Raw genomic sequence first — 24,301 nt, 5'->3', positions numbered from 1 at the left:
AACATGACTCTCTCGGAGCTCTGCATCCGTCGCCCTGTGATGACCACGCTCATCACGGCGACGATCATCGCGTTTGGCATTTTCGGTTTCCGGCTGCTGCCGGTGTCGGCGCTTCCGAAAGTGGACTTTCCGACCATCGCGGTGACGGCGACCCTGCCAGGCGCCAGCGCCGACACGATGGCGGCCTCGGTCGCCGGCATCATCGAGCGTCAGCTCTCGACCATCGCCGGTATCTCTTCGATGTCGTCGAGCTCGTCGCAGGGAACGACCCAGATCATCATTCAGTTCGATCTTAACCGCAATATCGATGCGGCGGCGCTGGACGTGCAGACTGCGCTGACGATCGCACAGCGCCGGTTGCCGATCGAAATGACGATCCCGCCGAGTTTCCGCAAGGTGAACCCTGGCGATTTCCCGGTGCTGTTCATTGCGCTGAGTTCATCGACGCTGCCGCTCTCGGCCGTCAATGAATTTGGCGATATCACCATCGGGCAGGCGCTGTCGCAGATTCCCGGCGTGGCGCAGGTGCTGATCTATGGCACGCAGAAATTCGCCATTCGCGTCCAGGCCGATCCTGAAGCTGCGGCGGCTCGTGGATTGTCGCTTGAAGATATCCGTACGGCGGTGTCACGCGCGAACTCCTCGACGCCGGTCGGAACTCTGAACGGACCGAAGCAGGATATCTCGCTGCAGGCATCCGGACAGATGTCCAAGGCCGCCGACTACGGCCAGGTCGTTGTTGCCTGGCGCAACGGCTCGCCGGTCAAGCTGAACGAAGTCGCCAAGATCTATGACGCTGTCGAAAACGACAAGGTCGCGACCTGGTTGAATGGCGAGCGCGCCATCGTGCTGGCGATCCAGAAGCAGCCCGACGCCAACACGGTCGCTGTGGTCGACGGCGTCCGCGCCAAGCTGCCGTCGCTGCGCGCGCAATTGCCGCCATCGGTCGAAGTCAATATGATGATGGACCGCTCGATCTCGGTCCGCGAAGCCGTCGCCGACGTCGAGGAGACATTGCTGATCGCCGTGGTGCTGGTGATCTTCGTGATCTTCCTGTTCCTGCGCTCAGCCTCAGCGACCTTGATCCCCGCACTGGCGGTGCCGATCTCGATCTTCGGCACATGCGCCGCGATGTACATGCTGGACTACTCCATCAACAACATGACGCTGCTGGCGTTGACACTGTCCGTCGGCTTCGTTGTCGACGACGCCATCGTCATGCTGGAGAATATCGTCCGACACATCGAGCTCGGCATGAAGCCGTTCGACGCGGCGCTGAAGGGCGCACGCGAAATCGGTTTCACCATCGTCTCGATCACCTTCTCGCTGATCGCGGTGTTCATTCCCGTGCTGCTGATGGGCGGAATTGTCGGCCGCGTGTTCCGTGAATTCGCGGTGACGATCGCGGTGGCGATCATCGTCTCCGGCTTCGTGTCGCTGACGCTAACGCCCATGCTCTGCGCGCGCGTGCTCAAGGCGCACAATCCCGAGCACAAGGAGAATTTCATCCTGCGCGGTTTCGAGCGCATATTTGCGGCCTGGCTGCGCGGTTACGAATGGGCGCTCGATCGCGTGCTCGCGCACAAGGGCATCATGCTGGTGGTGACGCTCGCGACCCTCGGCGGCACCGTCTATCTCTACAACATCGTACCAAAGGGCTTCTTCCCGCAGGAGGATACCGGGTTCCTGACCGGTACGACCGAAGCCGCAACCGATACGTCCTTCGAAGCGATGAGTGCGCGGCAGCAGGCGCTTGCTGATCTGCTGAAATCCGATCCTGCCGTCGAATACATCAACAGCACCGTGGGCTCCGGCGGCCCGAATGCGACGGCGAATTATGGTCGTCTGTTCGTTGCGCTGAAACCGCGCCAGGATCGTGATCCCGCGCAGGTGGTGATGACGCGGCTGCGCCAGAAGTCGTTGGCCGTTCCTGGCTTGCAGGCCTTCTTCCAGAGCATCCAGAACCTGAACATCGGCGGCCGGCCGTCGAAGAGCCAGTATCAATACGTGCTTCAGGGCAGCGACACCGACACGCTGTATCGCGTATCGCCGGAGATGCGCGACCGCATCGCCAAGGTGCCGGGCCTGCTCGATGTGACCACCGACCTATACATCAAGAACCCGCAAATGACGGTCGATATCGACCGCGAAAAGGCGGCGGTCTACGGCGTCACCGTCGATCAGGTTCGTAACCAGCTCTATAATGCGTTCGGCTCGCGTCAGGTCGGCACCATCTATATGCCGACCAACGACTATCAGATCATTCTGGAAGCACAGCCGCAGTTCCGGATTGATCCGAGCGACCTCTCCAAGCTCTATATGAAGACGTCGAACAATCAGACCATTCCGCTGAGCGCGGTCGCGCGTCTGGTGCCAACGGTCGGGCCGCTGCAGATCAACCATCAGGGTCAGCAGCCGGCGGTGACGATCTCGTTCAACCTGCTGCCCGGCTATTCGCTGGGTTATGCGGTCGACCAGATCACGCAAATCGAGGCGGATTCCAAACTGCCGGTGACTATCGCCACCGGCTTCTCCGGCACGGCGCAGGTGTTCCAGGATTCATTGCGCGGGCAGGGCGTTCTGATCCTCGCCGCCGTGTTCGCGGCCTTCGTGATCCTCGGCATCCTCTACGAGAGCTTTATCCATCCGATCACGATCATCTCCGGCCTGCCATCGGCGGGTATTGGCGCGATCCTGACGCTGATGCTGTTCAAGATGGAAATGTCGGTCATTGCCATGATTGGCATCGTCATGCTGGTCGGCATCGTCAAGAAGAACGCGATCATGATGGTCGACTTCGCACTTGAGCGTCGCCGCGTCGGCCTGTCGGCCGAACACGCGATCCGCGAAGCTGCGTTGCTGCGTTTCCGCCCCATCATGATGACCACCTTCGCGGCAATCTTCGGCACGCTGCCGATCGCGCTTGGTGCAGGCGCTGGTGCCGAACTACGCCAGCCGCTCGGCGTTGCGGTGGTCGGCGGTCTGTGTGTCTCCCAATTGCTGACGCTGTTCATCACGCCCGTGATCTACATCTATCTTGACCGCATCGACCGTAAGCTGAAGCGCAAGCTGCAGCCGCAGCTCGACGAAGAAGACCACGACGATCGTCCGCGCGTCGTGGCGGCGGAATAGGGTGTCTTCGATGCCGGTGAGAACACTCACTGCGGCCGCTTTGCTGGCCGCACTCGTTGTCGCGCCCCTGCGCGCCGACGATCGGATCGAAATCTTCGACGCCCATATGCATTACAACTGGGAGCCGAAGCCGTATTATCAGCCCGACGAAGTGCTGGAGGTTTTCAGGAAGAATCGCGTCACCGGCATTCTCGCCACCAGCCGCCCGAACACCGGCACCCATGTGCTGATGGACGGCAAGGCCAGTGGCAAGGCAGGCGATCTGCAGGTCGTGCCGTTCATCCGGCCGTATCGCGTGCGCGCCGATATCGGCAGCTGGTTCAACGATCCCGTAATCTTCGATCTCGTGCAGGAGGAGTTCAAGCGCGGCTACTATCGCGGTGTCGGCGAATTCCATCTGACCGGCAAGGCGGCCGATACCGAGATGGTCAAGAAGACCGTCGACTTTGCCGTCGCCAACAATCTCTATTTGCACGCCCATGCCGACGACGAAGCGGTCGAGATTCTGATGCGGCACAATCCGCGTGCGCAGATTATCTGGGCACATACCGGCTTCAGCCTCGCGCCGGACCGTGTCGCAGCGATGCTGGTAAAATACCCGAAACTGTGGGGTGAATTGTCTTACCGCAGCGGCATCGTGGACGGATCAGGCAAACTGACGCCGCAATGGCGCGTGCTATTCGAGCGCTACCCCGATCGCTTCCTGCTGGGCTCCGACACCTGGGTGCCGGAACGCTGGGCGAGCTATGGCGATATCATGGATGGCTATCGCGCATGGCTGGCGCAACTGCCGCCGGCGGTCGCTAAACAGATCGCGCACGGCAATGCGCGGGCGCTGTTCGCCGAGAAATAGACCGATCTAAAAGAGCCCGAATAGAGGTCAGATCGAGAAGCTGGTCCCGCAGCCGCAGGACGCCGTCGCGTTCGGATTGACGACGCGGAACGAGGCGCCGATCAGGTCATCGACGAAGTCGAGTTCGGAGCCGGCCAGGAACGGTGCTGAGGAGGGGTCGACCAGCACCACGGCGCTGTCACGTTCGATCAGGATGTCGTCGTCCGCCTTGGCGCGCTCGACGTCGAACTTGTACTGGAAGCCGGAGCAGCCGCCGCCTTCGACCGACACGCGGAGCATGGCGCCGCTGCCTTCGGTCTTGAGGATCTCGCCGATCCGGCGCGCAGCACGCGCGCTGACGGTGAGGGGGGCCTCGGTGACTGCAGTGTCGGTCATATCTGGCTCTCCTGGCAGGATTCGAACCATTTGAATCTGCCGCTTCCCATAGTTAAGTGCGGCAGGCTCAGGAATCAATTGGATCAAGGATAAACACGCCGTGTCGGTCGGAATGGCTGCTCCCCGCGCACCCTATGCCTGCGACCCCGATCGCAGCCGCGGACGGCTGTTTTCCGAGGCTCCGAGCCGGACCCGTAGCGCGTTTCGCCGGGATTGCGACCGGGTCATCCACTCGACCGCGTTTCGCCGGCTCAAGCACAAGACTCAGGTCTTCGTGTTCCATGAGGGCGATCATTACCGCACCCGACTCACCCACACGTTGGAAGTGGCGCAGATTGCCCGCGCCGTGGCCCGGCAACTGGGCCTCGACGAGGACCTGACCGAGACCCTGGCGCTGGCCCATGACATCGGCCATCCGCCATTCGGTCATGCCGGCGAGCGGGCGCTGGATGCCTGTCTCGAGGCCCATGGCGGCTTCGATCATAACGCTCAGACTCTGCGCCTCGTCACGTCACTGGAACATCGGTATCCCGAGTTCGATGGCCTCAATCTGACCTGGGAAACCCTCGAAGGCATCGTCAAGCACAACGGGCCGCTAACGGACGCGTTAGGCGCCCCTGTGGGACGTTATGCCACCCATGGCGTGCCGTTCGGGATCACCGAATATGACCGCACCTTTGATCTGGAGCTGTCGAGCTTCGCTTCGCTGGAAGCTCAGGTCGCGGCGATTGCCGATGATATCGCTTACAACGCTCATGACATCGATGACGGACTGCGCGCAGGGCTGTTCACCGTCGATGACCTCAAGGCGATGCCGCTGACGCAAGGCATGATCACAGAGATCGATGGGCGCTATCCCGGTCTCGACGAGAGCCGCCGCGGCGCCGAACTGGTGCGCGAGCTGATTTCCTATCTGATCGGTGCGGTCGTCGGTGAGACGGAGCAACGGCTAGGCGCGGTGTTGCCGAAATCCGCGGAGGACATTCGCCGCTGCGGGCGCAAGCTCGTCGCGTTTCGTGCTAACGCAGCAGAAGCCGAGGCTGGGATCAAGGCCTTCCTCTGGCAGCACATGTATCGCCATGAGCGTGTCATGCGGGTGATGGTAGAGGCGGAATGTCTCGTCACCGATCTGTTCGCGCGCTATCAGCGCGCGCCCGAGGATTTGCCGGCCGAATGGCTACCACCTGAGGGGGCTGAGCCGGAATCGGACGGCGAACAGGCGCGCCGGATCGGCAATTTCATTGCCGGGATGACCGATCGTTTTGCCATCACCGAACATATCCGGCTCTTTGACTCGACCCCCGAATTGCGTTAGGCGACACGTCTAAGTGCCTTTCAGGGCTTAAATATTTGTAATTTCCGTTGCCTTGCATTTGCTTGAATTCAAACAAAATGCAGCGGAACGCAAACCAAACCGCTATCCATCCTCCTGATACAAATCCAGCCGGAATGATCCGGCGCAAGTTCTGGTTCCCGTACCGCCATGGCCACCACCGCTCCGTCCCCGCATCTGTTTGCCAACGTGCTTGCGCGCGTTCACGCGATCTGCAACGCCCTCGTCAGTGAAGGCGTGTTGCCCGCCGGCATCGATCTGTCGCGCGTCGTCGTCGAGCCGACCAAGGATGCGTCGCATGGCGACATGGCGAGCAATGCCGCGATGGTGCTGGCGAAAGAGGCGAAAGCCAAGCCGCGCGATCTGGCTGACGCTATCGCTGCGAAGCTGCGCGAAGACGATCTGGTGACGTCGGTGGATGTCGCCGGACCCGGCTTCATCAATCTCACGCTGAAGTCGTCGGCCTGGGCCGATGCGCTGCGCGCGGTGCTGCGCGACGGTGCCTCGTATGGCCGGAGTGCCGTCGGAGCCGGTGAGAAGGTCAATGTCGAATACGTGTCGGCCAATCCGACGGGACCGATGCATGTTGGCCATTGCCGCGGCGCCGTATTCGGCGATGCGCTGGCGAGTCTGCTCGATTGCGCCGGTTATGACGTTACCCGCGAATACTACATCAACGACGCCGGTGCGCAGGTCGACGTACTCGCGCGCTCCGCGCATTTGCGTTACCGTGAGGCGCTCGGCGAAGCCATCGGCGATATTCCGGAAGGCTTGTATCCCGGCGACTATCTGGTGCCGGTGGGGCAGGCGCTCGTGGCTGAGTACGGCGCTGCGCTGAACCAGATGCCCGAGGACAAGTGGTTGCCGATCACGCGCGCCAAGGCCATTTCCATGATGATGGAGATGATCAAGGGCGATCTCGCCGCGCTGAACATCTCCCACGAAGTGTTCTTCTCCGAGCGTTCGCTGATCGATGGCGGTACCGACATGGTCGGCGCAACGATCGAATTCCTGCGCGGCAAGGGTGACGTCTATATCGGCCGGCTGCCGCCGCCGAAGGGGAAACCGATCGACGACTACGAAGACCGCGAGCAGACCCTGTTCCGCGCCACCGCCTATGGTGACGACGTCGATCGCCCGCTTCTGAAGTCGGACGGCGGCTACACGTATTTTGCGTCCGATATCGCCTATCACAAGACCAAGTTCGACCGCGGCTTCCTCAACATGGTCGACGTCTGGGGCGCCGATCACGGCGGCTACATCAAGCGTGTGCAGGCGGCGATCAAGGCGGTAACGGCAGGGAAGGCCGAACTCGACGTCAAGATCGTGCAGCTTGTGAAGCTGTTGCGCAATGGCGAGCCGGTGAAGATGTCGAAGCGCTCCGGCGATTTCGTTACCCTGCGCGAGGTGGTCGACGAGGTCGGCTCCGACGCCGTGCGTTTCATGATGCTGTTCCGCAAGAACGACGCGGTGCTGGATTTCGACCTCGCCAAAGTGATCGAGCAGTCCAAGGACAATCCGGTTTTCTACGTGCAGTACGGCCATGCCCGCGGCCATTCGATCTTCCGCAATGCGCGGGAAATGCTGACCGACCTGCCTCTGGAAACCGAGGCGCGCATTGCTTATCTGAAAGACGCGGTGATGGAGCGGCTCGACGATATCGCCGAGCTGGGCCTGATGCGGCAGTTAGCATTGTACCCACGGATGATAGAATCTGCGGCCACGGCGCATGAGCCGCACCGCATAGCTTTCTATCTGTATGATCTCGCCAGCGAATTTCATGCGCTCTGGACGCGCGGACGCGATATGCCTCATTTACGCTTCATTATCACTAATGATGCAGAACTTACCAAAGCGCGATTGGCACTCGTCCAGAGCGTCGTCTCAGTCCTGGCTTCGGGCCTCGCCGTTCTCGGCGTCACCGCACCGGACGAGATGCGGTAGACAGGGGACGGCCGCTCACATGGGGATCTGTGGGTGGTTCTTGATAGCAGCTGTTTCGTTTGAAAAGCGGGTTGGCGGCTTTCCCGAAGGGGATGCGACATCACAATGGCTAATCGATACCAGAACCGACCTTTCCCAGCGGATGACGATTACGGCCGCGACGCTCAATCGCGGACGAAGGGCGAGGGCGATCCGCTCGCCGAACTCGCGCGGCTGATCGGGCAAACCGACCCGTTCGCGAGCAACAGCCGCCCGGCGCCCGCGCCGCGCCAGGCTGAACCGGCCTATCAGGACGAGCCGGAATATGAGGAAGAACCCGCGCAGCCCGGCCCGCCGCCGTGGATGCAGCGTGCGGCAGCCCATGAGCCGCAGCAGCAGGAATTCGAGAATCTTCATCCGGTGCAGCGTTACGGCGCTCAGCATCAGGAGCCGCAGCATCTGCAGCCGGAGGCCGATTATCATCAGGCGCCAGCATTTGCCGCGCATACGGATCATCAGGCGCAGGATTATCAGGGCCAGTACGACCAGGCTCACGCGCCGCATGATCCCAATCGTTATGACGATGCGCTGTATGGCCACGCCGATGGCACACAGGCCCAGCATCCGCACGACGATCAGTATCAGGATGATCCCTACGCCTATCAGGACGGCTATGCCGAGCAGGAAGAGGCGCCGAAGCGCCGCGGTGGCATGGCGACCGTTGCCATCGTGCTGGCGCTGGCCGTAGTGGGTACCGGTGCTGCCTTCGCCTATCGTACATTTATGGGATCGGCGCGCACCGGCGAACCGCCGGTGATCAAGGCCGAGCCCGGTCCGAACAAGATCGTCCCGCCGTCGGCGACAGCCGCGGCCGACGGCAAGCCGATTCAAGATCGTCTCGGCGGCGCAGCCCCCGAGCGATTGGTGTCGCGCGAAGAGCAGCCCGTCAACGTGCAGGATGCCACCAAGGCTGGTCCGCGTGTGGTGTTCCCGCCGCTGAACCAGAACGCCAACCCGCCATCCACCGCCAGCGTGTCGCCATCCAACAAGCCGATGGTCGGCAATGGCGCGATGCAGGGCGATGAGCCCCGCAAGATCCGTACTTTCGCCGTCAAGGGTGACCAGTCCGACGCCGGGGCCACACCGGCCGCGCGTCAGGCGCCGGCCCGCATCGCCGCTCCGGCCGCGACTCCTGCAGCCGCGCCCGCTGCGGCACCGCGCGCGATCAATGCCAATGCCAACGCATCGGCCAATGCCCCGATGTCGCTGTCGCCGCAGGCCGCGCCTCCGGCTGCAGCCGCTCCTCCGGCGCCCTCCCGTATGGCCTCGACCAACCCGACCCAGCAGGCGGCCCCGGTCGCCTCCGGCGGCGGCTATGTGGTCCAGGTATCGTCCCAGCGGTCGGAGGGCGATGCGCAGGCGTCGTTCCGTGCCCTGCAGACCAAGTTCCCCTCGGTGTTGGGATCGCGTGCGCCGTTGATCAAGAAGGCCGACCTTGGCGACAAGGGGACCTATTATCGGGCCATGGTCGGACCGTTCAGCTCGCAGGAAGAAGCCTCACAGGTCTGCGGGAACCTGAAATCTGCCGGCGGACAGTGCGTCGTCCAAAGGAATTAACGGCCGTTTCCTTGACCCTGGGCGTTGATGGGGGCTAATCGGCCCCATGAGCACACGCGCATTCATCACCGGTGTATCTGGGCTGGAGCTGACCGCTGAAGAGCGCGCATTTCTGCGCGTGGAACGGCCGTGGGGCTTCATTCTCTTCAAGCGTAATGTCGATAATCCCGCCCAAGTTGCTCGACTTGTAGAAGAATTTCGCAACACGACCGGTGATCTCGATGCGCCGGTCCTGATCGACCAAGAAGGCGGGCGTGTGCAGCGTCTGGGACCGCCGCATTGGCCGGTCTATCCGCCCGGCGCGGTGTTCAGCGTGCTCTACGACGCCGACCCGGAAGCAGGTCTCAGGGCGGCCTGGCTCAGCTCACGGCTCATTGCGAGTGACCTTGTGGACCTCGGCATCACCGTTGATTGCCTGCCGCTGGCAGACGTCCCGGTGGAGGGCGCTGATGCCGTGATCGGCAATCGCGCCTATGGCACCGAGCCCGGCAAGGTCGCGATTATTGCCCGCGCCGTGACCGACGGTCTGTCGCAAGGTGGCATTCTACCGGTCCTCAAACACATTCCCGGCCATGGTCGGGCCACGGCCGACACCCATTTCAAATTGCCGATCGTGGATAACGCGAAGAGTGAGCTCGAAGCCTCTGATTTCGAAGCGTTTCGTCCGCTCGCCGACCTGCCGATGGCGATGACTGCACATGTTGTGTTTAGCGCTCTGGACGCCACCCAACCGGCCACGACTTCTGCGACAATCATCGAGCAGGTGATTCGCGGCAGTATCGGGTTCCAAGGTTTGTTGATGAGTGATGACGTGTCCATGAATGCTCTGGCGGGATCGATCGCGGAACGCACGCGGGCGATCGTCAGCGCCGGGTGCGACATGGTCCTGCATTGCAACGGCAAGCTGGACGAGATGCGCGACGTCGTCAGCGAGACCCCGGTTCTGGCCGGGAAGGCGCTTGAGCGCGCCAGGGCGGCGGTCGCCGCCCGCCGTCAGCCGCAGCCGTTCGACCGCGCCGCCGGACGCGCGGAACTGGACGCCTTGATCGCTCGAGCAGGAGCAAGTGCATGAGCGCTGAGATTTTGTCGTTTGAAACCGGACTGCCGGCCGAGGTCGTTCCCGACGACGAGCCGGCGCTGGTCGTCGACGTCGAAGGTTACGAAGGCCCGCTCGACCTGCTGCTCGCGCTTGCGCGGCAACAAAAGGTCGACCTGCACAAGATTTCGATCCTCGCGCTGGCTGACCAGTATCTGCTGTTCATCGAAGCCGCGCGGAAGATCCGTCTGGAACTGGCGGCCGACTATCTGGTGATGGCGGCGTGGCTGGCATTCCTGAAGTCGCGCCTGCTGCTACCGGATACGACCGTGCCGGGCGAAGGCCCGAGCGCCGAGGATATGGCGACCGCGCTGGCCAACCGGCTGCGCCGCCTCGAGGCCATCCGCGAAGCCTCGAACAGGCTGATGACCCGGCCGCAGCTCAACCGCGACATCTTTCCGCGCGGCGTTCCCGAGTCGATCGCCGAGGTGAAGCATCCGCGCTTCACGGCGACGCTTTACGATCTGCTATCGGCCTATGCGACCCAGCGCCAGGCTCGCGTGCTGACGCGCGTCCATCTCGCCAAGCGCACCGTCTGGTCGCTGAGCGAAGCGCGCGCCTCGCTGGAACGGTTGGTCGGCATGGCAGAGGACTGGAGCCGCCTCGACGAATATCTGCTGGCCTATGTCGCCGACCCCGCGCAGCGCGCGACGGTGATGGCCTCGAGTTTTGCAGCTGCGCTTGAACTGGTCCGTGAGGGCACGCTCGACCTCAGCCAGAAAGAAGCATTCGCGCCTTTGTATTTCCGCAAGCACATCGCCCAGCCTGTGCAGGTGGAGCCGGAAGTTCCGGCCGAGTAAGTGGAAGAAGGAGATCCAGACATGGCAAGCCTCGCCGAGAAACGCATCGACGATGTCGAGGATCAGATCGTGCAGTCCGAGGGACAGACCGAGGTCCAGTCGGAGGCGCGCCCAGAAGAATTGCGCCTGCTCGAAGCGCTGTTGTTCGCATCCACCGAGCCGCTCGACCAATCCGCGCTGGCCAAGCGCATGCCGGATGGCGTCGATATCAAGGCGGCACTGGCGCAGTTGCAGGCCGATTACGCCATGCGTGGCGTCAATCTGGTCCGTGTCGCCAATAAGTGGACGTTCCGCACCGCCGGTGACCTGTCCTGGCTGATGACCCGCGAGACCACCGAAACCCGCAAGCTGTCGCGTGCGGCGATCGAAGTGCTCGCCATCGTTGCCTATCACCAGCCGGTGACCCGCGCCGAAATCGAAGACATTCGCGGCGTCATCACCTCCAAGGGCACGCTCGACGTGCTGCTGGAAACCGGCTGGATCAAGCCGCGTGGCCGTCGCAAGACGCCGGGCCGGCCGCTGACTTTCGGCACCACCGAGAGCTTCCTGTCGCAGTTCAGCCTGGAGGCACTCGGCGATCTGCCGGGTCTTGAGGAACTCAAGGGCACTGGTCTCTTGGATTCGCGGCTGCCGTCCGGCTTCAGCGTGCCCAATCCGTCCGACGATCCAACGCTCCGCGAGGACGAGGATCCGCTGGAGGGCGGCGAACTGGAACTGGCGCTGTCGGCACCCGATCCGGAATTCCCCGAACTGCAGCTCAAGGAACCCGAAGCCGGGACTGTCGGATACGCTGGTGAGGCCCAGGCATTTGCCGAGGCCAAGGCCGAATTCACTGAAACGGCAGATGTCGTGGAGCCAGAGAGCGAAGCAGCCGAGGTCGCGGAACTTGAAGCGCGCGATCTCGACGTGATCGAGCCCGAGCAAGGCGAGGCCGAAGCGGCTGAAGTCGCAGAGCCCGAGTCGGATGAAGACGAGACCGCTGAGCCCGAAACGGCCGAACTCGACGACGATGAAGACGATTCCGACGACGCGGAAGACGACGAGCTCGACGAGGACGATCAGGACGAAGATGAGCCGGATGACGCTGAGCCGGACGCAACCGACCGGGACGACGACCGCAAGCACTGATCGCGGCATTAACGCTCGCGGCATTGCGCCGCGACATCCGCGATTCCACGAGGGTTAAGTCCTTGTTTTTGACACCCCCGCAGCCTACGTTCCGGTCAGATCAGGCCGGGCGACTGGCCGCGTGTTTGGAGGGTTAGCAGGATGGGTTCACTCAGCATTTGGCACTGGATCGTCGTGATCGGAGTGGTCCTGCTGTTGTTCGGGCGCGGCAAGATTTCCGACCTGATGGGCGACGTTGCGCAGGGTATCAAGGCCTTCAAGAAGGGCATGGCGGACGACGACAAGCCGGCAGACAAGCCGACCGAGCCGGTCCGCACCATCGACCAGACCCCGCCGGCGCCGACCGCCAACCGTACGGACGTCGGCAGCAAGGTTGTCTGAGGTTCCGAAGGGATTGTCCTTGGGGATCGCGGCGGCCATTGAAGGAGACGCGGGCACATCCAGCCCCGCGTGAGCGGATTTTTTCATGTTCGATATCGGGTGGAGTGAACTGGTCGTCATCGCGGTCGTCGCGCTGATTGCCATCGGCCCGAAAGAACTGCCCGGCGTGCTGCGCATGGTCGGGCAGTGGATGGGCAAGGCCCGCAAGATGGCCTCGGAATTCCAGGGCCAGTTCAACGAGGCGATGCGCGAAGCCGAAATGGCCGACGTCAAAAAGGCCTTCGACGACGTGAAGGATGTCGCTTCCGGCTTCACCACCAACAACATCATGACCTCGCTGACCAAGGACGTCAGCGACGCCAATTCTTCAGTCGATATGGCCATCGACAAGGCTGACGATCTCGACACGCCTCCGGCCGTGCCCACCACGCCCGAGCCGCCTACACCCGAGACCTTCGTTGAGGCCGAGACGCATGCGCAGGAAACTGCTGCAGTGAACGAACCACTGGCCGTTACCCGGGAAGTGCAGCCGTCGCCGGTCGAAACTCCCGCTGCCGCCCATGATGGCGCAGCAGCCCCCGACGCGGCCGGTCCCGATGTTCTGAAGGACGCCAAAGCGTCATGAGTGCCGAAGATATCGAAGCCTCCAAGGCTCCCTTGATGGATCACCTGATCGAGCTGCGGTCGCGGCTGATCAAGGCGCTGCTGGCATTCGCCGTGGCCTTCATCTTCTGCTTCTTCTTCGCCAAGCAGATCTACAACGTGCTGGTCTGGCCGTTCGTATGGGTGGCCGGCCCGGAGAATTCGAAGTTCATCTACACCGCGCTGCTGGAATACTTCCTGACCCAGTTGAAGCTCGCGATGTTCGGCGCCGGCTTCATCTCGTTCCCCGTGATCGCCGCGCAGATCTACATGTTCGTGGCGCCCGGCCTCTACAAGCACGAGAAGGGCGCGTTTCTGCCTTACCTGATCGCGACGCCGTTCTTCTTTGCGCTGGGCTCGCTGCTGGTCTATTTCCTTGTGCTGCCGATGCTGATCCGGTTCTCGCTGGGCATGCAGCAGACCGGAAGCTCCGATACAGCGCAGATCGCGCTGCTGCCCAAGGTCGGCGAATATCTCTCGCTGATGATGTCGTTGATCTTCGCCTTCGGCATCGCCTTCCAGCTCCCCGTCATCCTGACACTGCTTGGCCGCATCGGCATCCTCACGTCGAAGCAGCTGCGCGAAAAGCGCCGCTACTTCATCGTCATCGCTTTCGTTATCGCGGCCGTGCTGACGCCGCCCGATGTGATCAGCCAGGCCTCCCTCGCGATCCCGCTGCTGATCCTCTACGAAGGTTCGATCATCGCGGTCAGCATGGTTGAGAAGAACGCCGCCAAGGCCGCTGCTGCCAAGGCTGCGGCGGGGACCGGCACGGACGTGACGCCGGCGGAGTAGGGGCGTCGCCTCCTTGCAATCACAACTTCGGCAATCTACTTTGGGTTGTGTTTGGTCTTGTGCTGGGGAGGTGATTGTGGCCTTTGCATTTGATACACTCGGCTATTCGAAGCGTCTCCGCGAAGCGGGGATCGCGGATAAGCAGGCCGAGGCACACGCCGAAGCGGCACGGGATTTCATCATGACCGAGCTAGTGACGAAATCTGACTTGCTTGGAGTGAAGTTGGACCTGGAGTCTAGATTGCTTGCCACACGGAATGATTTGCAGGCCGCCATCGAGAAATCTTCACTGCAGATGACGTTACGTCTTGGCGGCATCGTCGCGGTTGGCATCGGTATATTGGCGGCTCTCCAGCGCATGCATTAACGGGCCGCTGGCCCATTTCATGTTCCAAATGTCGGCTATTCGGGGTACTCAGAGCCGCTTTCGCTCAGGAATCCCGTCATGCACGACATTAAATCGATCCGCGACAATCCCGAAGCTTTCGACGCTGCGCTGAAGCGGCGGGGACTGGCGCCGCTGTCGGTATCGCTGCTGGCGATCGATGAAGCGCGCCGGACCGCGATCGTTGCGTCCGAGCAGGCGCAAGCCCGGCGCAATGCAGCCTCGAAGGAAATCGGCGAGGCCAAGAAGACCAAGGACGAGGTGCGCGCCAATGCGCTGATGGCTGAGGTCACCGAACTCAAGACGACGATGCCGGCGATGGAAGCCGCGGTGAAGGACGCCGAGGATAAGCTCAAGGTCGCGCTTGCCGAAATCCCGAATCTGCCACTCGACGAAGTGCCTGAGGGGGTCGACGAACACGGCAATGTTGAGCGTCATCACTTTGGCGCCAGGCGCAACTACGCGTTCACGCCGAAAGCTCATTACGATATCGGCGAAGCCATGGGCTTCATGGATTTCGAGGCCGCGGCCAAACTCTCGGGCGCACGCTTCGTCGTGCTCAAGAAAGGCCTTGCACGGCTGGAGCGTGCCATCGGGCAGTTCATGCTCGATCTGCATACGAATGAGCACGGCTATACAGAAGTGAATCCACCGCTCTTAGTGCGCGATGATGCGATGTTTGGCACCGCGCAGTTGCCGAAGTTTCGCGACGATCAGTTCGCTGCTGGAGCGATCGGTAGTGAAGGGCAAGGTTACTGGCTGATCCCGACCGCTGAAGTCCCGCTCACCAACCTCGTCCGTGAATCCATCCTCGACGAAAAAGAACTGCCGCTACGCATGACGGCGCTGACACCGTGCTTCCGTGCCGAGGCTGGTGCTGCCGGCCGTGATACGCGCGGCATGATCCGCCAGCATCAATTCACCAAAGTTGAACTGGTCTCGATCACCACACCCGAGGAGAGCAAGAACGAGCATGAGCGCATGCTGTCCTGCGCCGAGGAAGTGCTGCGCCGGCTTGGCCTGCATTACCGCGTGATGACGCTGTGTACTGGCGACATGGGTTTTGCTGCGCAGAAGACCTACGACATCGAGGTCTGGATGCCGGGCCAGGGCGAGGGCGGTGCTTACCGCGAGATTTCGTCCTGTTCGGTCTGCGGCGATTTCCAGGCGCGGCGCATGGATGCGCGCTCGCGCGGGCCGGATGGCAAGCCGCGCTTTGTCCATACGTTGAACGGCTCGGGCACAGCTGTCGGCCGCGCGCTGATCGCCGTGATGGAAAACTATCAGCAGGAAGACGGCTCGATTGCCGTGCCGGATGTGCTGCAGCCTTATATGGGCGGCCTCAAGGTAGTTCAGGCCGGCTAGGCGTCGTCGCGGCCAGCTGCTCACGCGCGGCTGGCGGTCACCAGCGCGCATTTGGCTTTCTCGGCTTTTATGTTGACAAAGCCCATATGCGTCATCGGAAACGCCTTGCGGCTTTTCGTGCTGACAGTCTCCGCGATGACGCGGCGACGCTCCGTCACATAGCGTCCATCCCGGCTGCGGAAGGCACAGGCGATTTCGAGGTCCTTGACCGGATAGTCGTTGGCGTTGCGGACGGTGAAAGTCATCAGCGCCCTGGAACCGAGGCCGCCGCGGCGAAACGATTGGCGGGAGAGGCTGAGACGGTTGAGCTCCGCGGCGTCGGGGACGCTGACGAGTTGTGAAGACGTGGGTTTGGCAAAGTCCTCCTCACTCAACTCGTCGGGCATAGTTGCCATCACCGCCGTATTGAGGGTGAGATCGGGCTTGGTCTCGGCCAATCTGGGAAGCAGCAGCCACCCCGTCAGGGCGACAACCACGATCGCCGGCAATCCGATGATCAACACCCGTTCGAGCTGTTTCGCCATCTCCGTCGCCCTGTGGGGCGCTGCGACCAAGGCCATCCGGGTCGAGCGCGCATGCTTCAGACGCAATTGGCACTCACCTACCTGGATAGGAAATCGCGGCGACGCCGAAATGTTCCGGCTCGCGGGAAAAATCGCCTTCGAGACAGCCCTCGGCAGCGCACGAGCAGCGCCCAAAATGGGGGTGGCAAAAGCGGGCACATGCTGGCAAAAACCGGTGCCGGCCAGCGGCCCTCCCGATCGAAAAGGCACCTCACGAATGCGCATTCTCTGCACCAATGACGACGGCATTCACGCCCCCGGCCTGAAGATCATCGAGCAGATCGCCAAGGAATTGTCCGATGATGTCTGGGTGGTGGCGCCCGAGCTCGATCAGTCCGGTGTGTCGCATTCATTGTCGCTGAACGATCCGTTGCGACTGCGCGAAGTCGGCCCGCGGCACTATGCCGTGCGCGGCACGCCGACCGACTGTGTCATTATGGGCGCGCGTCATATTCTGAAAGACAAGCAGCCCGATCTCGTATTGTCCGGCGTCAACAAGGGCCGCAACGTTGCCGAGGACGTGGTCTATTCCGGTACCATCGCCGGTGCGCTCGAGGGCACCATTCTCGGCATTCCGTCGGTGGCGTTGAGCCAGGAATTCTCGATGGAAACGCGTCACAATCCGCAATGGGAGACCGCACTGAAATTCGGACCTGACGTGCTGCGCAAGGTCATCAAGGCGAGCGTGCCGAAGAACACCGTCATCAACGTCAACTTCCCGGCCTGCGCGGCCGACGAGGTGAAAGGTGTCGTCGTCACCCGTCAGGGCAAGCGCAATCAGGGCTTTCTGCGCGTCGATGAGCGGCGGGATGGCCGCAACAATCCGTATTTCTGGATCGGTTTCGAGCGCATCGTCGCCGCGGAAGCCCCGCTGGAGGGTACCGATCTCGCAGCGCTTGCCGCGCGCTATGTCTCCGTCACGCCGCTGCGTCTCGATCGCACGGATGATGTATTCTCCGAAGCGCTGACCAAGGCGCTCGGCTGAGATTTCGAGATAGGCGAGGGTGCTCGCCTAGACCGCGACGCCCTTGAGCGTCGTCGACAGCACCTGCGCCAGCGTTTCCATCTGGAACGGCTTCTGCAGCGTCGGGCGGTCGCGAAATTCTTCCGGCAGGCCTTGCGCGCCGTAACCAGTCGCGAAGATGAACGGGCGGTTGCGCGATGCGATCACCTCGGCGACCGGCGAAATCACCTTGCCGTTGACGTTGACGTCGAGGATCGCAATGTCGAATTTGGCAGTACCAGCCAGTTTGATCGCTTCGTTGATGTCACCGGCTTCGGCGGCCACGCTGTAGCCGAGTTCCTCGAGCATATCGGCGACCATCATGCGGATCATGACCTCGTCTTCGACCAGGAAGACGGAGCCGCCCGGCGGGTTCGTTGCAGTCATGGCCGGTTTCCTTGCCCCAATCCTCTGAACAAAATCGCAAATTCCCGGGTTGAACGCAATCTCGACGCATTGCCATTTTCGTGACCCAAAGACGCAGTCGCGTGTTCGGTACCAGATAGAGCAAGATCAGGATTTCAGCGCCCCGCCCATAACAGGCTGGTATGTTGCTGGTTCCGCGTGCGGAACAATAAAAGTTGTCGTTAGGCTATCCCGGTTCCGATCGCAGAAATACATCAATCTATCTTTGCTAGATCGAGAGTGTTTCTAACCTGTGCTGCGTGAGGCATTTCCATGATTACCGTCGGACAGCCGCCTGAACAGATGACCTTTCAGCTTGGTCTGCGGCGCCGTGGGATCAGCGATCGGCTGGTGCTGCGCGCAATGGAGGATATTCCGCGTGATCGCTTCGTCGAGCCGAACGATCGCGCCCACGCCTGGCGCGATACGGCCTTGGCCATTGCCTGCGGTCAGACCATCAGCCAGCCCTTCGTGGTGGCCTATATGACCGAACAGCTGCAATTGAATGCTGGTCACCGTGTGCTGGAGGTCGGCACGGGATCGGGCTACCAGGCCGCGATCCTGTCAAAGCTTGTCCGCGACGTGCTCAGCATTGAGCGTTATCGCACGCTGGCCGATGCCGCCCGGACCCGGCTGGAGGCACTCGGTCTCCACAATATCGAGGTCATGCTCGGCGATGGCCTCAATCCGGCTGCCAATTTGGGATCGTTTGACCGGATCGTCGTGACCGCCGCAGTGGAGGAGGTGCCGGTGGCGCTGACCGATCGGCTTGAGGAGGGGGGTATTCTGCTTGCGCCGGTTGGTCCTCATAATGGTGTCCAGACCCTGGTCCGGATCCGCAAAACCGGGGATGGATTGGAGCGAAAGGAGCTCGTGGATGTACGTTTCGTGCCTGCACTTCCGGGCATCGCGCGCGAACTCTGAAAAAAGTTCGTGAACGGCTGTCACGTGTTGGTCGCAAGGTTAAAGGCTTGGTAACGGAGACGGTGTTTACTCAATTCAGTTGTTTGTTGCGTATGAGTGAGTAACCAATGTCCAGCGTTGTCGAGTTGCTTTACTCGCGCCGCGCTCCGCAGGTCGCGGTGCTGGCGCTGATGTCTATCGGTTTTGCCGGCTGCAGCGCCGACATGCAGACACGGCTATCTCAGAATCCAAATTTTGACTCAGGTCAGTCCCGTGGCTTTGGCTGGCAAGGCGAAACCACCGGCTCGGTACCGCAGCGCGCACCGCGCGCGCCGGTCGAGCGCCAGGAACTGCCACAATATCAGCGCCCGGCCTATAATCCGCAGCCGCAGTATCAATCCCAGGCTTTGCCGCCGCCGATCTCGGCGCCGCAGTCCTATCCGACAGCTCGTCCGGTTGCGTCGGCTGCTCCCGTCAGCGGGGGCGGCAACGGTATGTATACGCCGCCGCCCGCACGCGCGCCGATCGAAACCACCGGCTCCACGGCGCCGCGCTCGGTTGCAGCGACCAACGGCCTTGCCCGTGATGGCGGCACCTCGATCATCGTCGGCACCAGCGATACGCTCGATGGTCTGGCGAAGCGCTACAACGTCTCGTCGGCTGCGATCCTGCAGGCCAATGGCTACAAGGGGCCGCGCGCGCTGTCGCCCGGCCAGTCGCTGATCATTCCGCGCCAGGGCGCCGCGGCAACTCCGGCCGTTGCCGCTGCTCCGAGCAAACCTGCCGTCGGCGCGTCGACCACGCATTTCGTCAATCGCGGCGATACACTGATGAGCATCTCGCGCCGGAACAACGTGCCGGTGGCCGAACTCGCGCGCGCCAATGGTCTGGCGCCGACTGCCCAGTTGAAGCTCGGCTCCAAGATCACGGTACCCGGCGCGCGTACGGCCAATGCAGCTCCTGCAGCCGCGCCGCTCGCTGCGCCCGTCGCAGCCGTGACGGCTGCTCCGGCTGGCGCGGTCACGTCCGCTGCCGTGGCCCGTGTTGCTTCTGCCGAACCCGCACAGAAGGCCCGTCTGGCAAGTGCCACGACGACGCCTGAGGAAATCGCGCCGGAATCGCCGACTAAAGCCGCTGACGCAACCGGCGCTTTGCCGACGTTCCGTTGGCCGGTGCGCGGCCGCGTGGTCACAGGCTACGGCGCCAAGACCAATGGCAAGTCCAACGACGGCATCAACGTCGCCGTGCCGGAAGGCACGCCGATCAAGGCTGCCGAAGATGGCGTCGTTGCCTATTCTGGCAACGAGCTGAAGGGCTACGGCAATCTGGTCCTCGTTCGTCACTCCAACGGCTACGTCACCGCATATGCCCATGCGAGTGAGCTGATGGTGAAGCGTGGCGAGACCATCAAGCGCGGTCAGGTGATCGGCAAGTCCGGCCAGTCCGGTGAGGTTACTTCGCCGCAGCTTCACTTCGAAATCCGCAAGGGCTCGTCGCCGGTCGATCCGCTGCAGTTCCTCAACGGGGCGTAAGCGCAATCCACGAAGTGTAGTTCGCATTTAAGCAAGCCCGGCCTCGTGCCGGGCTTGCTGCGTTTGATCTCGGGGCTGCGGCCCACTCCAGCTCCGAAATCTTCAACGCGCTGCTGCGAGTGGGCAGCTTGCGCACGCAAGCTCGGTTGACTGCCGCGCGATGTTGCCCATATGTGAACATGTCGTGGTTCTTCGGGAAGGTTTGCCCGAAGCTAAGAGGGAAGCCGGTGAGGCGTTAAGCCAAGGCCGGAGCTGCCCCCGCAACTGTAAGCGGTGAGCCGCTGTCCATTAAAGTCACTGAGACCTGCAAAGGTTTTGGGAAGGCCGGACAGCAGCATTGACCCGCGAGCCAGGAGACCTGCCTCGACAACATAAACGTCCTCGGGCGGGGTGTCCCGGTGGTGCGGTTGCGATTCCGCGACTGCCGTCGTGGAATCCAGACGTGTCACTTTGGCCTTTTGCCCCCAATCATTGGGGTTAAGCCATGTCTACTGTGTCAAAGTCTACTTCTTCAAAATCAGCTACTTCACTTCCTGTTGCTGCATTGGGCACGCCACGGATCGGTCCGCGGCGTGAGCTCAAGATGGCGCTGGAAAGCTATTGGTCCGGTGCAATCGACGAGAATGCGCTGATCGATGTCGGCGTCGGGCTGCGTGCCGCAAATTGGGCGCGTCAGAAGTCGCTCGGGATCACGGTCATGCCGTCGAACGACTTCTCATTCTACGATCAGGTACTCGATACCAGCGTCATGGTAGGCGCCATTCCCAAAGTCTATGGCTGGAAGGGAGGAGACGTTTCCTTCGCGACCTATTTTGCCATGGCACGTGGATCACAAGGCGCCGCGCATGACGAGGCCTGTACACACGGCTCTCATGCGCGTGACACGTCGCAAGGCGCACCAGCACAGGAGATGACCAAGTGGTTTGATACCAACTACCACTTCATGGTGCCTGAACTGGCGCAGGATCAGACCTTCAGTCTCGCATCGCGCAAGCCGATCAAGGAGTACGAGGAGGCGAGATCGCTGGGTTATCAGACACGACCCGTGCTAGTCGGGCCTGTGACCTATCTGAAACTGGCCAAGAGCGCGGATGCGTCATTCGATCCGGTGACACTGCTCGACAGATTGCTGCCTGTTTACGTCGAGGTGCTCGGGGAACTAGCCGATAGCGGCGCCGAGTGGGTGCAACTGGATGAGCCATGTCTGGTGCTCGATCTCGACGCGCCGGCCCGGCAGGCGCTGCAAAAGACATATGCGGCTTTTGCCGAAGCGGTTCCGCAACTCAGGATCATGCTGAACACGTATTTTGGTGAGCTGGGCGACAACCTCGATTTGGCCCTGTCGCTTCCCGTCGCCGGGCTTCATCTCGATCTGGTCCGCGCGCAGGACCAGTTCGATGAAGTCGCTGCGAAGGCGCGGAAGGACATGATCCTCTCGCTGGGCGTGATCGATGGCCGCAATATCTGGCGATCCGATCTGTCCAGTCTGCTCGATAGTCTGGAACCCATGGTCGATCTCTTGGGGAGGGATCGCGTTGAGCTCGCGCCGTCGTGTTCGCTGCTACATGTGCCGATCGATCTCAGCCTTGAGACTGATCTCGATCCGGACGTCAAAAGCTGGCTGGCTTTTTCGATCCAGAAGATGGAAGAGCTGGCCGCACTTGGAGCAGCGCTGGCTGGCAGCCGCGCTGATGTCGCTGCAACGCTTGCCGCGTCGGATGCCGCGGCGGCTGCGCGACTGGCGTCGTCGAAGATCCACGATCTTGCGGTCGCCAAACGCGTCGCCTCTGTTGACGCGACCATGCGTCGTCGGGGCAGTGACTTTGCCACGCGCGCTGCCGAACAGCACCGACGCTTCAAACTGCCGGCATTTCCGACAACGACCATCGGCTCGTTTCCGCAGACCGCGGAAGTGAGAAACGCTCGCGGGGCCCATGTCAGGGGCACGCTCAGCGATGCTGCCTACAAGACGTTCCTGCAGAACCAGACGGCGAGGGCGGTGCGCTGGCAGGAGAATATCGGCCTCGACGTGCTGGTGCATGGCGAGTTCGAGCGCAACGACATGGTGCAGTATTTTGGTGAGCAACTTTCCGGCTTCGCCTTCACCAAGCATGGCTGGGTGCAATCCTATGGCTCCCGCTGCGTGCGGCCACCTGTGCTGTTCGGCGACGTGTCCCGGCCGCATCCGATGACCGTCGAATGGTGGCAGTACTCACAGTCGCTCACCGAACGTCCGATGAAGGCCATGCTGACAGGGCCTGTCACGATCCTGAACTGGTCGTTCGTGCGTGACGACATTCCCCGCGAAGTCGCGTGTCGCCAGATCGCGCTCGCGATACGCGATGAGGTGGCCGATCTGGAAAAGGCTGGCGCCGGTATGATCCAGATCGACGAAGCGGCACTCCGCGAAGGGCTTCCGCTGCGCAAATCGGAATGGAAGTCCTATCTCGATTGGGCCGTGGAGAGCTTCCGCATCTGTTCGTCAGGCGTGCGGGATGACACGCAGATCCATACGCATATGTGCTACTCGGAGTTCAACGACATCATCGATGCGATCGGTGCCATGGATGCCGATGTGATCTCCATCGAAACGTCACGTTCGAAGATGGAACTGCTCGATGCGTTCAGGACCTACAAGTACCCGAACGAGATAGGTCCCGGGGTCTATGACATCCACTCGCCGCGGGTGCCTGAAACGCGCGATATGGTCGATCTGCTCAAGCTTGCACGGCAGCGGCTGGCGGACTCCCAGCTCTGGATCAATCCCGATTGCGGGCTGAAGACCCGCAAATGGGAGGAGGTGCGGCCTGCGCTCGTGAATATGGTCGCGGCGGCACGTGAGTTGCGAAGCCTCGCCTAGGGCGAGTCGAATGCCGCCCCGTTGTCATGACGGGGCGGCACTTGCCTTTACTTTGTGGCCAGCTTCACGCCCAGGCGTCCTGCGAGTTCCTGTACGAATTGCCAGGCCACGCGACCTGAGCGCGAGCCACGGGTGGTCGACCATTCCAATGCGTCTCGCTCCAGCTCGGCGGCGTCGGTCTTGAGGCCATAGTGGCTGCAATAGCCGCGCACCATGTCGAGATATTCGTCCTGGCTGCATTTGTGGAAGCCGAGCCAGAGGCCGAAACGATCCGACAGCGACACCTTCTCCTCGACGGCTTCGCCGGGATTGATCGCGGTCGAGCGTTCGTTCTCGATCATCTCGCGCGCCAGAAGATGGCGGCGGTTCGAGGTCGCATAGAGGATCACGTTGTCCGGCCGGCCTTCGATGCCGCCTTCGAGTACAGCCTTAAGCGACTTGTAGGACGCATCGTTGCCGTCGAAAGACAGATCATCGCAGAACACGATGAAATAGAAATCCGAGGCGCGGATCTGTTCCATCAGCGCCGGCAGGCTCTCGATGTCCTCGCGATGGATCTCGACCAGCTTGAGGCGGCCGGCGACGGACTTGCTGGCATTGACCGAGGCATGCGCGGCCTTGACGAGTGATGACTTGCCCATGCCGCGCGCGCCCCAGAGCAGCGCGTTGTTGGCCGGCAGGCCGTTGGCGAAACGCCGGGTGTTCTCGATCAGGGTGTCGACCTGCTGATTGATGCCCTGCAGCAGGCCAATATCGACCCGGCTGACCTTCGGTACGGGAGCCAGGCGGCCGTCGGGATGCCAGATGAAGGCCTCGGCGCTGGCCAGAGAATCGGCATTGGAGCGCTTCGGCGCCGTGGCAGCCATACCCGCGGCAATTGCTTCGAGGGCGAGCGCGATCCGCTCCTCCATCGGGGGAGCGGCGGCTGGTCGCGGACGTTTTGCCGCGGTCTTCGTCGGGCGGGTCGCGGGAGCCTTTTTGGCAGGGCGGCGGCTTGTTTTATTGGGCTTTTTTGACATTTTTGACTTTCCTCGGCGCGCACCCATATCGAGCCCGGAACACATCCGCAAGCGGTACAAATCGCAGACAAATCAGAGGGTTTACCGGCGTTGCAATTGGGACGCCGGCCGCTATAGTCCGCGCGAATTTACCCAAACCGGCCGAACGCCGACGCGTCGCCGGTTATTCCCCAGCGTTCACGAGGACTTCC

Annotated in this window: 21 protein-coding genes and 1 riboswitch; of the genes, 17 read left to right on the top strand and 4 right to left on the bottom strand. The window is 62.0% G+C overall.

Annotated elements, in window-relative coordinates; genetic code table 11:
• The first annotated feature begins 3 nt into the window (after nucleotides 1-3).
• Together CHC01_RS12105 and CHC01_RS12100 are read left to right on the top strand one after the other, a co-directional pair.
• Entirely contained in the window at nucleotides 4-3,132 is a 3,129-nt protein-coding gene (locus CHC01_RS12105) for an efflux RND transporter permease subunit (RefSeq protein ID WP_089264490.1), read from the top strand.
• 10 nt (nucleotides 3,133-3,142) lie between these two features.
• A complete protein-coding gene (locus tag CHC01_RS12100; protein ID WP_089264721.1) occupies nucleotides 3,143-3,985 on the top strand; it encodes an amidohydrolase family protein in 843 nt (280 codons plus the stop codon).
• A gap of 27 nt (nucleotides 3,986-4,012) precedes the next feature.
• Here CHC01_RS12100 and erpA read toward each other — a convergent pair whose 3' ends face one another.
• Nucleotides 4,013-4,360, bottom strand: coding sequence for an iron-sulfur cluster insertion protein ErpA (gene erpA / locus CHC01_RS12095; protein WP_089264489.1), 348 nt, complete (start codon nucleotides 4,358-4,360; stop codon nucleotides 4,013-4,015).
• 112 nt (nucleotides 4,361-4,472) lie between these two features.
• On the opposite strand from erpA, the gene CHC01_RS12090 reads away from it, so the two are divergent.
• The 11 genes from CHC01_RS12090 to serS all read left to right on the top strand — a co-directional run bounded on the left by CHC01_RS12090 (nucleotide 4,473) and on the right by serS (nucleotide 15,825).
• Nucleotides 4,473-5,675, top strand: a complete 1,203-nt coding sequence (locus CHC01_RS12090; protein ID WP_244558340.1) for a deoxyguanosinetriphosphate triphosphohydrolase — start codon at nucleotides 4,473-4,475, stop codon at nucleotides 5,673-5,675.
• A gap of 168 nt (nucleotides 5,676-5,843) precedes the next feature.
• Entirely contained in the window at nucleotides 5,844-7,637 is a 1,794-nt protein-coding gene (argS, locus tag CHC01_RS12085; protein ID WP_089264487.1) for an arginine--tRNA ligase, read from the top strand.
• A gap of 105 nt (nucleotides 7,638-7,742) precedes the next feature.
• On the top strand, nucleotides 7,743-9,233 hold the full coding sequence (locus CHC01_RS12080) for an SPOR domain-containing protein (protein ID WP_089264486.1): 1,491 nt from the start codon (nucleotides 7,743-7,745) through the stop codon (nucleotides 9,231-9,233).
• 46 nt (nucleotides 9,234-9,279) lie between these two features.
• The gene (gene nagZ, locus CHC01_RS12075) at nucleotides 9,280-10,305 is read left to right on the top strand and encodes a beta-N-acetylhexosaminidase (RefSeq protein WP_089264485.1); all 1,026 of its coding nucleotides are present in this window, start codon (nucleotides 9,280-9,282) and stop codon (nucleotides 10,303-10,305) included.
• Nucleotides 10,302-11,129, top strand: coding sequence for a segregation and condensation protein A (locus CHC01_RS12070; protein ID WP_089264484.1), 828 nt, complete (start codon nucleotides 10,302-10,304; stop codon nucleotides 11,127-11,129). Before nagZ ends, CHC01_RS12070 begins: the two co-directional genes overlap by 4 nt.
• A gap of 21 nt (nucleotides 11,130-11,150) precedes the next feature.
• On the top strand, nucleotides 11,151-12,257 hold the full coding sequence (scpB, locus tag CHC01_RS12065) for an SMC-Scp complex subunit ScpB (RefSeq protein WP_089264483.1): 1,107 nt from the start codon (nucleotides 11,151-11,153) through the stop codon (nucleotides 12,255-12,257).
• Between the two features lie 141 nt (nucleotides 12,258-12,398).
• The gene (locus CHC01_RS12060; RefSeq protein WP_068730798.1) at nucleotides 12,399-12,638 is read left to right on the top strand and encodes a twin-arginine translocase TatA/TatE family subunit; all 240 of its coding nucleotides are present in this window, start codon (nucleotides 12,399-12,401) and stop codon (nucleotides 12,636-12,638) included.
• A gap of 85 nt (nucleotides 12,639-12,723) precedes the next feature.
• The gene (gene tatB, locus CHC01_RS12055; protein WP_089264482.1) at nucleotides 12,724-13,263 is read left to right on the top strand and encodes a Sec-independent protein translocase protein TatB; all 540 of its coding nucleotides are present in this window, start codon (nucleotides 12,724-12,726) and stop codon (nucleotides 13,261-13,263) included.
• Nucleotides 13,260-14,075 (top strand): twin-arginine translocase subunit TatC, encoded by an 816-nt coding sequence (tatC, locus tag CHC01_RS12050; RefSeq protein ID WP_089264481.1) that lies wholly within the window; start codon nucleotides 13,260-13,262, stop codon nucleotides 14,073-14,075. Before tatB ends, tatC begins: the two co-directional genes overlap by 4 nt.
• A gap of 76 nt (nucleotides 14,076-14,151) precedes the next feature.
• Nucleotides 14,152-14,442: a hypothetical protein gene (locus CHC01_RS12045; protein ID WP_089264720.1), complete on the top strand. Its 291-nt coding sequence runs from the start codon at nucleotides 14,152-14,154 to the stop codon at nucleotides 14,440-14,442.
• Nucleotides 14,443-14,520: 78 nt separating this feature from the next.
• Nucleotides 14,521-15,825, top strand: coding sequence for a serine--tRNA ligase (gene serS, locus CHC01_RS12040; protein WP_089264480.1), 1,305 nt, complete (start codon nucleotides 14,521-14,523; stop codon nucleotides 15,823-15,825).
• A 20-nt stretch (nucleotides 15,826-15,845) separates the two neighbouring features.
• Here serS and CHC01_RS12035 read toward each other — a convergent pair whose 3' ends face one another.
• The gene (locus CHC01_RS12035) at nucleotides 15,846-16,613 is read right to left on the bottom strand and encodes a hypothetical protein (protein ID WP_141137092.1); all 768 of its coding nucleotides are present in this window, start codon (nucleotides 16,611-16,613) and stop codon (nucleotides 15,846-15,848) included.
• Between CHC01_RS12035 and surE the strand changes: the two genes are divergently transcribed.
• Nucleotides 16,606-17,373 carry a 5'/3'-nucleotidase SurE gene (gene surE / locus CHC01_RS12030; protein ID WP_089264478.1) on the top strand — a complete coding sequence of 256 codons (768 nt, stop codon included), beginning with the start codon at nucleotides 16,606-16,608 and terminating at the stop codon, nucleotides 17,371-17,373. The genes CHC01_RS12035 and surE overlap by 8 nt on opposite strands.
• A 27-nt stretch (nucleotides 17,374-17,400) precedes the next feature.
• On the opposite strand, the gene CHC01_RS12025 is transcribed toward surE, so the two are convergent.
• Nucleotides 17,401-17,778, bottom strand: a complete 378-nt coding sequence (locus CHC01_RS12025; protein ID WP_089264477.1) for a response regulator — start codon at nucleotides 17,776-17,778, stop codon at nucleotides 17,401-17,403.
• A 291-nt stretch (nucleotides 17,779-18,069) separates the two neighbouring features.
• Between CHC01_RS12025 and CHC01_RS12020 the strand changes: the two genes are divergently transcribed.
• From CHC01_RS12020 to metE, 3 genes are all read left to right on the top strand, one after another.
• Nucleotides 18,070-18,720 (top strand): protein-L-isoaspartate(D-aspartate) O-methyltransferase, encoded by a 651-nt coding sequence (locus CHC01_RS12020; RefSeq protein WP_244558313.1) that lies wholly within the window; start codon nucleotides 18,070-18,072, stop codon nucleotides 18,718-18,720.
• A gap of 107 nt (nucleotides 18,721-18,827) precedes the next feature.
• Complete coding sequence (locus CHC01_RS12015) at nucleotides 18,828-20,231, top strand: M23 family metallopeptidase (protein WP_089264476.1); 1,404 nt, start codon at nucleotides 18,828-18,830, stop codon at nucleotides 20,229-20,231.
• 168 nt (nucleotides 20,232-20,399) lie between these two features.
• Nucleotides 20,400-20,611, top strand: a riboswitch (cobalamin riboswitch).
• A 104-nt stretch (nucleotides 20,612-20,715) separates the two neighbouring features.
• A complete protein-coding gene (gene metE, locus CHC01_RS12010) occupies nucleotides 20,716-23,091 on the top strand; it encodes a 5-methyltetrahydropteroyltriglutamate--homocysteine S-methyltransferase (protein ID WP_089264475.1) in 2,376 nt (791 codons plus the stop codon).
• A gap of 47 nt (nucleotides 23,092-23,138) precedes the next feature.
• Here metE and CHC01_RS12005 read toward each other — a convergent pair whose 3' ends face one another.
• Nucleotides 23,139-24,110 carry an ATP-binding protein gene (locus tag CHC01_RS12005; RefSeq protein WP_089264474.1) on the bottom strand — a complete coding sequence of 324 codons (972 nt, stop codon included), beginning with the start codon at nucleotides 24,108-24,110 and terminating at the stop codon, nucleotides 23,139-23,141.
• Nucleotides 24,111-24,301: the final 191 nt, after the last annotated feature.

It is taken from the genome of Tardiphaga sp. OK246, from assembly GCF_900188215.1.
GTDB classification, from domain to species: Bacteria; Pseudomonadota; Alphaproteobacteria; order Rhizobiales; family Xanthobacteraceae; genus Tardiphaga; species Tardiphaga robiniae.
Note: the sequence above shows the minus strand (reverse complement) of the source record. Positions and strands in the feature narration are given on the sequence as shown.

What these genes read in the sequence shown, in the direction of transcription:
- CHC01_RS12005 (WP_089264474.1), bottom strand. Translation starts at nt 24,110, where the DNA reads ATGTCAAAAAAGCCCAATAAAACAAGCCGCCGCCCTGCCAAAAAGGCT.
- erpA (WP_089264489.1), bottom strand. Translation starts at nt 4,360, where the DNA reads ATGACCGACACTGCAGTCACCGAGGCCCCCCTCACCGTCAGCGCGCGT.
- CHC01_RS12080 (WP_089264486.1), top strand. Translation starts at nt 7,743, where the DNA reads ATGGCTAATCGATACCAGAACCGACCTTTCCCAGCGGATGACGATTAC.
- CHC01_RS12035 (WP_141137092.1), bottom strand. Translation starts at nt 16,613, where the DNA reads ATGCGCATTCGTGAGGTGCCTTTTCGATCGGGAGGGCCGCTGGCCGGC.
- CHC01_RS12105 (WP_089264490.1), top strand. Translation starts at nt 4, where the DNA reads ATGACTCTCTCGGAGCTCTGCATCCGTCGCCCTGTGATGACCACGCTC.
- CHC01_RS12100 (WP_089264721.1), top strand. Translation starts at nt 3,143, where the DNA reads ATGCCGGTGAGAACACTCACTGCGGCCGCTTTGCTGGCCGCACTCGTT.
- tatC (WP_089264481.1), top strand. Translation starts at nt 13,260, where the DNA reads ATGAGTGCCGAAGATATCGAAGCCTCCAAGGCTCCCTTGATGGATCAC.
- metE (WP_089264475.1), top strand. Translation starts at nt 20,716, where the DNA reads ATGTCTACTGTGTCAAAGTCTACTTCTTCAAAATCAGCTACTTCACTT.
- tatB (WP_089264482.1), top strand. Translation starts at nt 12,724, where the DNA reads ATGTTCGATATCGGGTGGAGTGAACTGGTCGTCATCGCGGTCGTCGCG.
- CHC01_RS12070 (WP_089264484.1), top strand. Translation starts at nt 10,302, where the DNA reads ATGAGCGCTGAGATTTTGTCGTTTGAAACCGGACTGCCGGCCGAGGTC.
- CHC01_RS12025 (WP_089264477.1), bottom strand. Translation starts at nt 17,778, where the DNA reads ATGACTGCAACGAACCCGCCGGGCGGCTCCGTCTTCCTGGTCGAAGAC.
- scpB (WP_089264483.1), top strand. Translation starts at nt 11,151, where the DNA reads ATGGCAAGCCTCGCCGAGAAACGCATCGACGATGTCGAGGATCAGATC.
- CHC01_RS12020 (WP_244558313.1), top strand. Translation starts at nt 18,070, where the DNA reads ATGATTACCGTCGGACAGCCGCCTGAACAGATGACCTTTCAGCTTGGT.
- CHC01_RS12090 (WP_244558340.1), top strand. Translation starts at nt 4,473, where the DNA reads ATGGCTGCTCCCCGCGCACCCTATGCCTGCGACCCCGATCGCAGCCGC.
- serS (WP_089264480.1), top strand. Translation starts at nt 14,521, where the DNA reads ATGCACGACATTAAATCGATCCGCGACAATCCCGAAGCTTTCGACGCT.
- CHC01_RS12060 (WP_068730798.1), top strand. Translation starts at nt 12,399, where the DNA reads ATGGGTTCACTCAGCATTTGGCACTGGATCGTCGTGATCGGAGTGGTC.
- surE (WP_089264478.1), top strand. Translation starts at nt 16,606, where the DNA reads ATGCGCATTCTCTGCACCAATGACGACGGCATTCACGCCCCCGGCCTG.
- argS (WP_089264487.1), top strand. Translation starts at nt 5,844, where the DNA reads ATGGCCACCACCGCTCCGTCCCCGCATCTGTTTGCCAACGTGCTTGCG.
- CHC01_RS12015 (WP_089264476.1), top strand. Translation starts at nt 18,828, where the DNA reads ATGTCCAGCGTTGTCGAGTTGCTTTACTCGCGCCGCGCTCCGCAGGTC.
- nagZ (WP_089264485.1), top strand. Translation starts at nt 9,280, where the DNA reads ATGAGCACACGCGCATTCATCACCGGTGTATCTGGGCTGGAGCTGACC.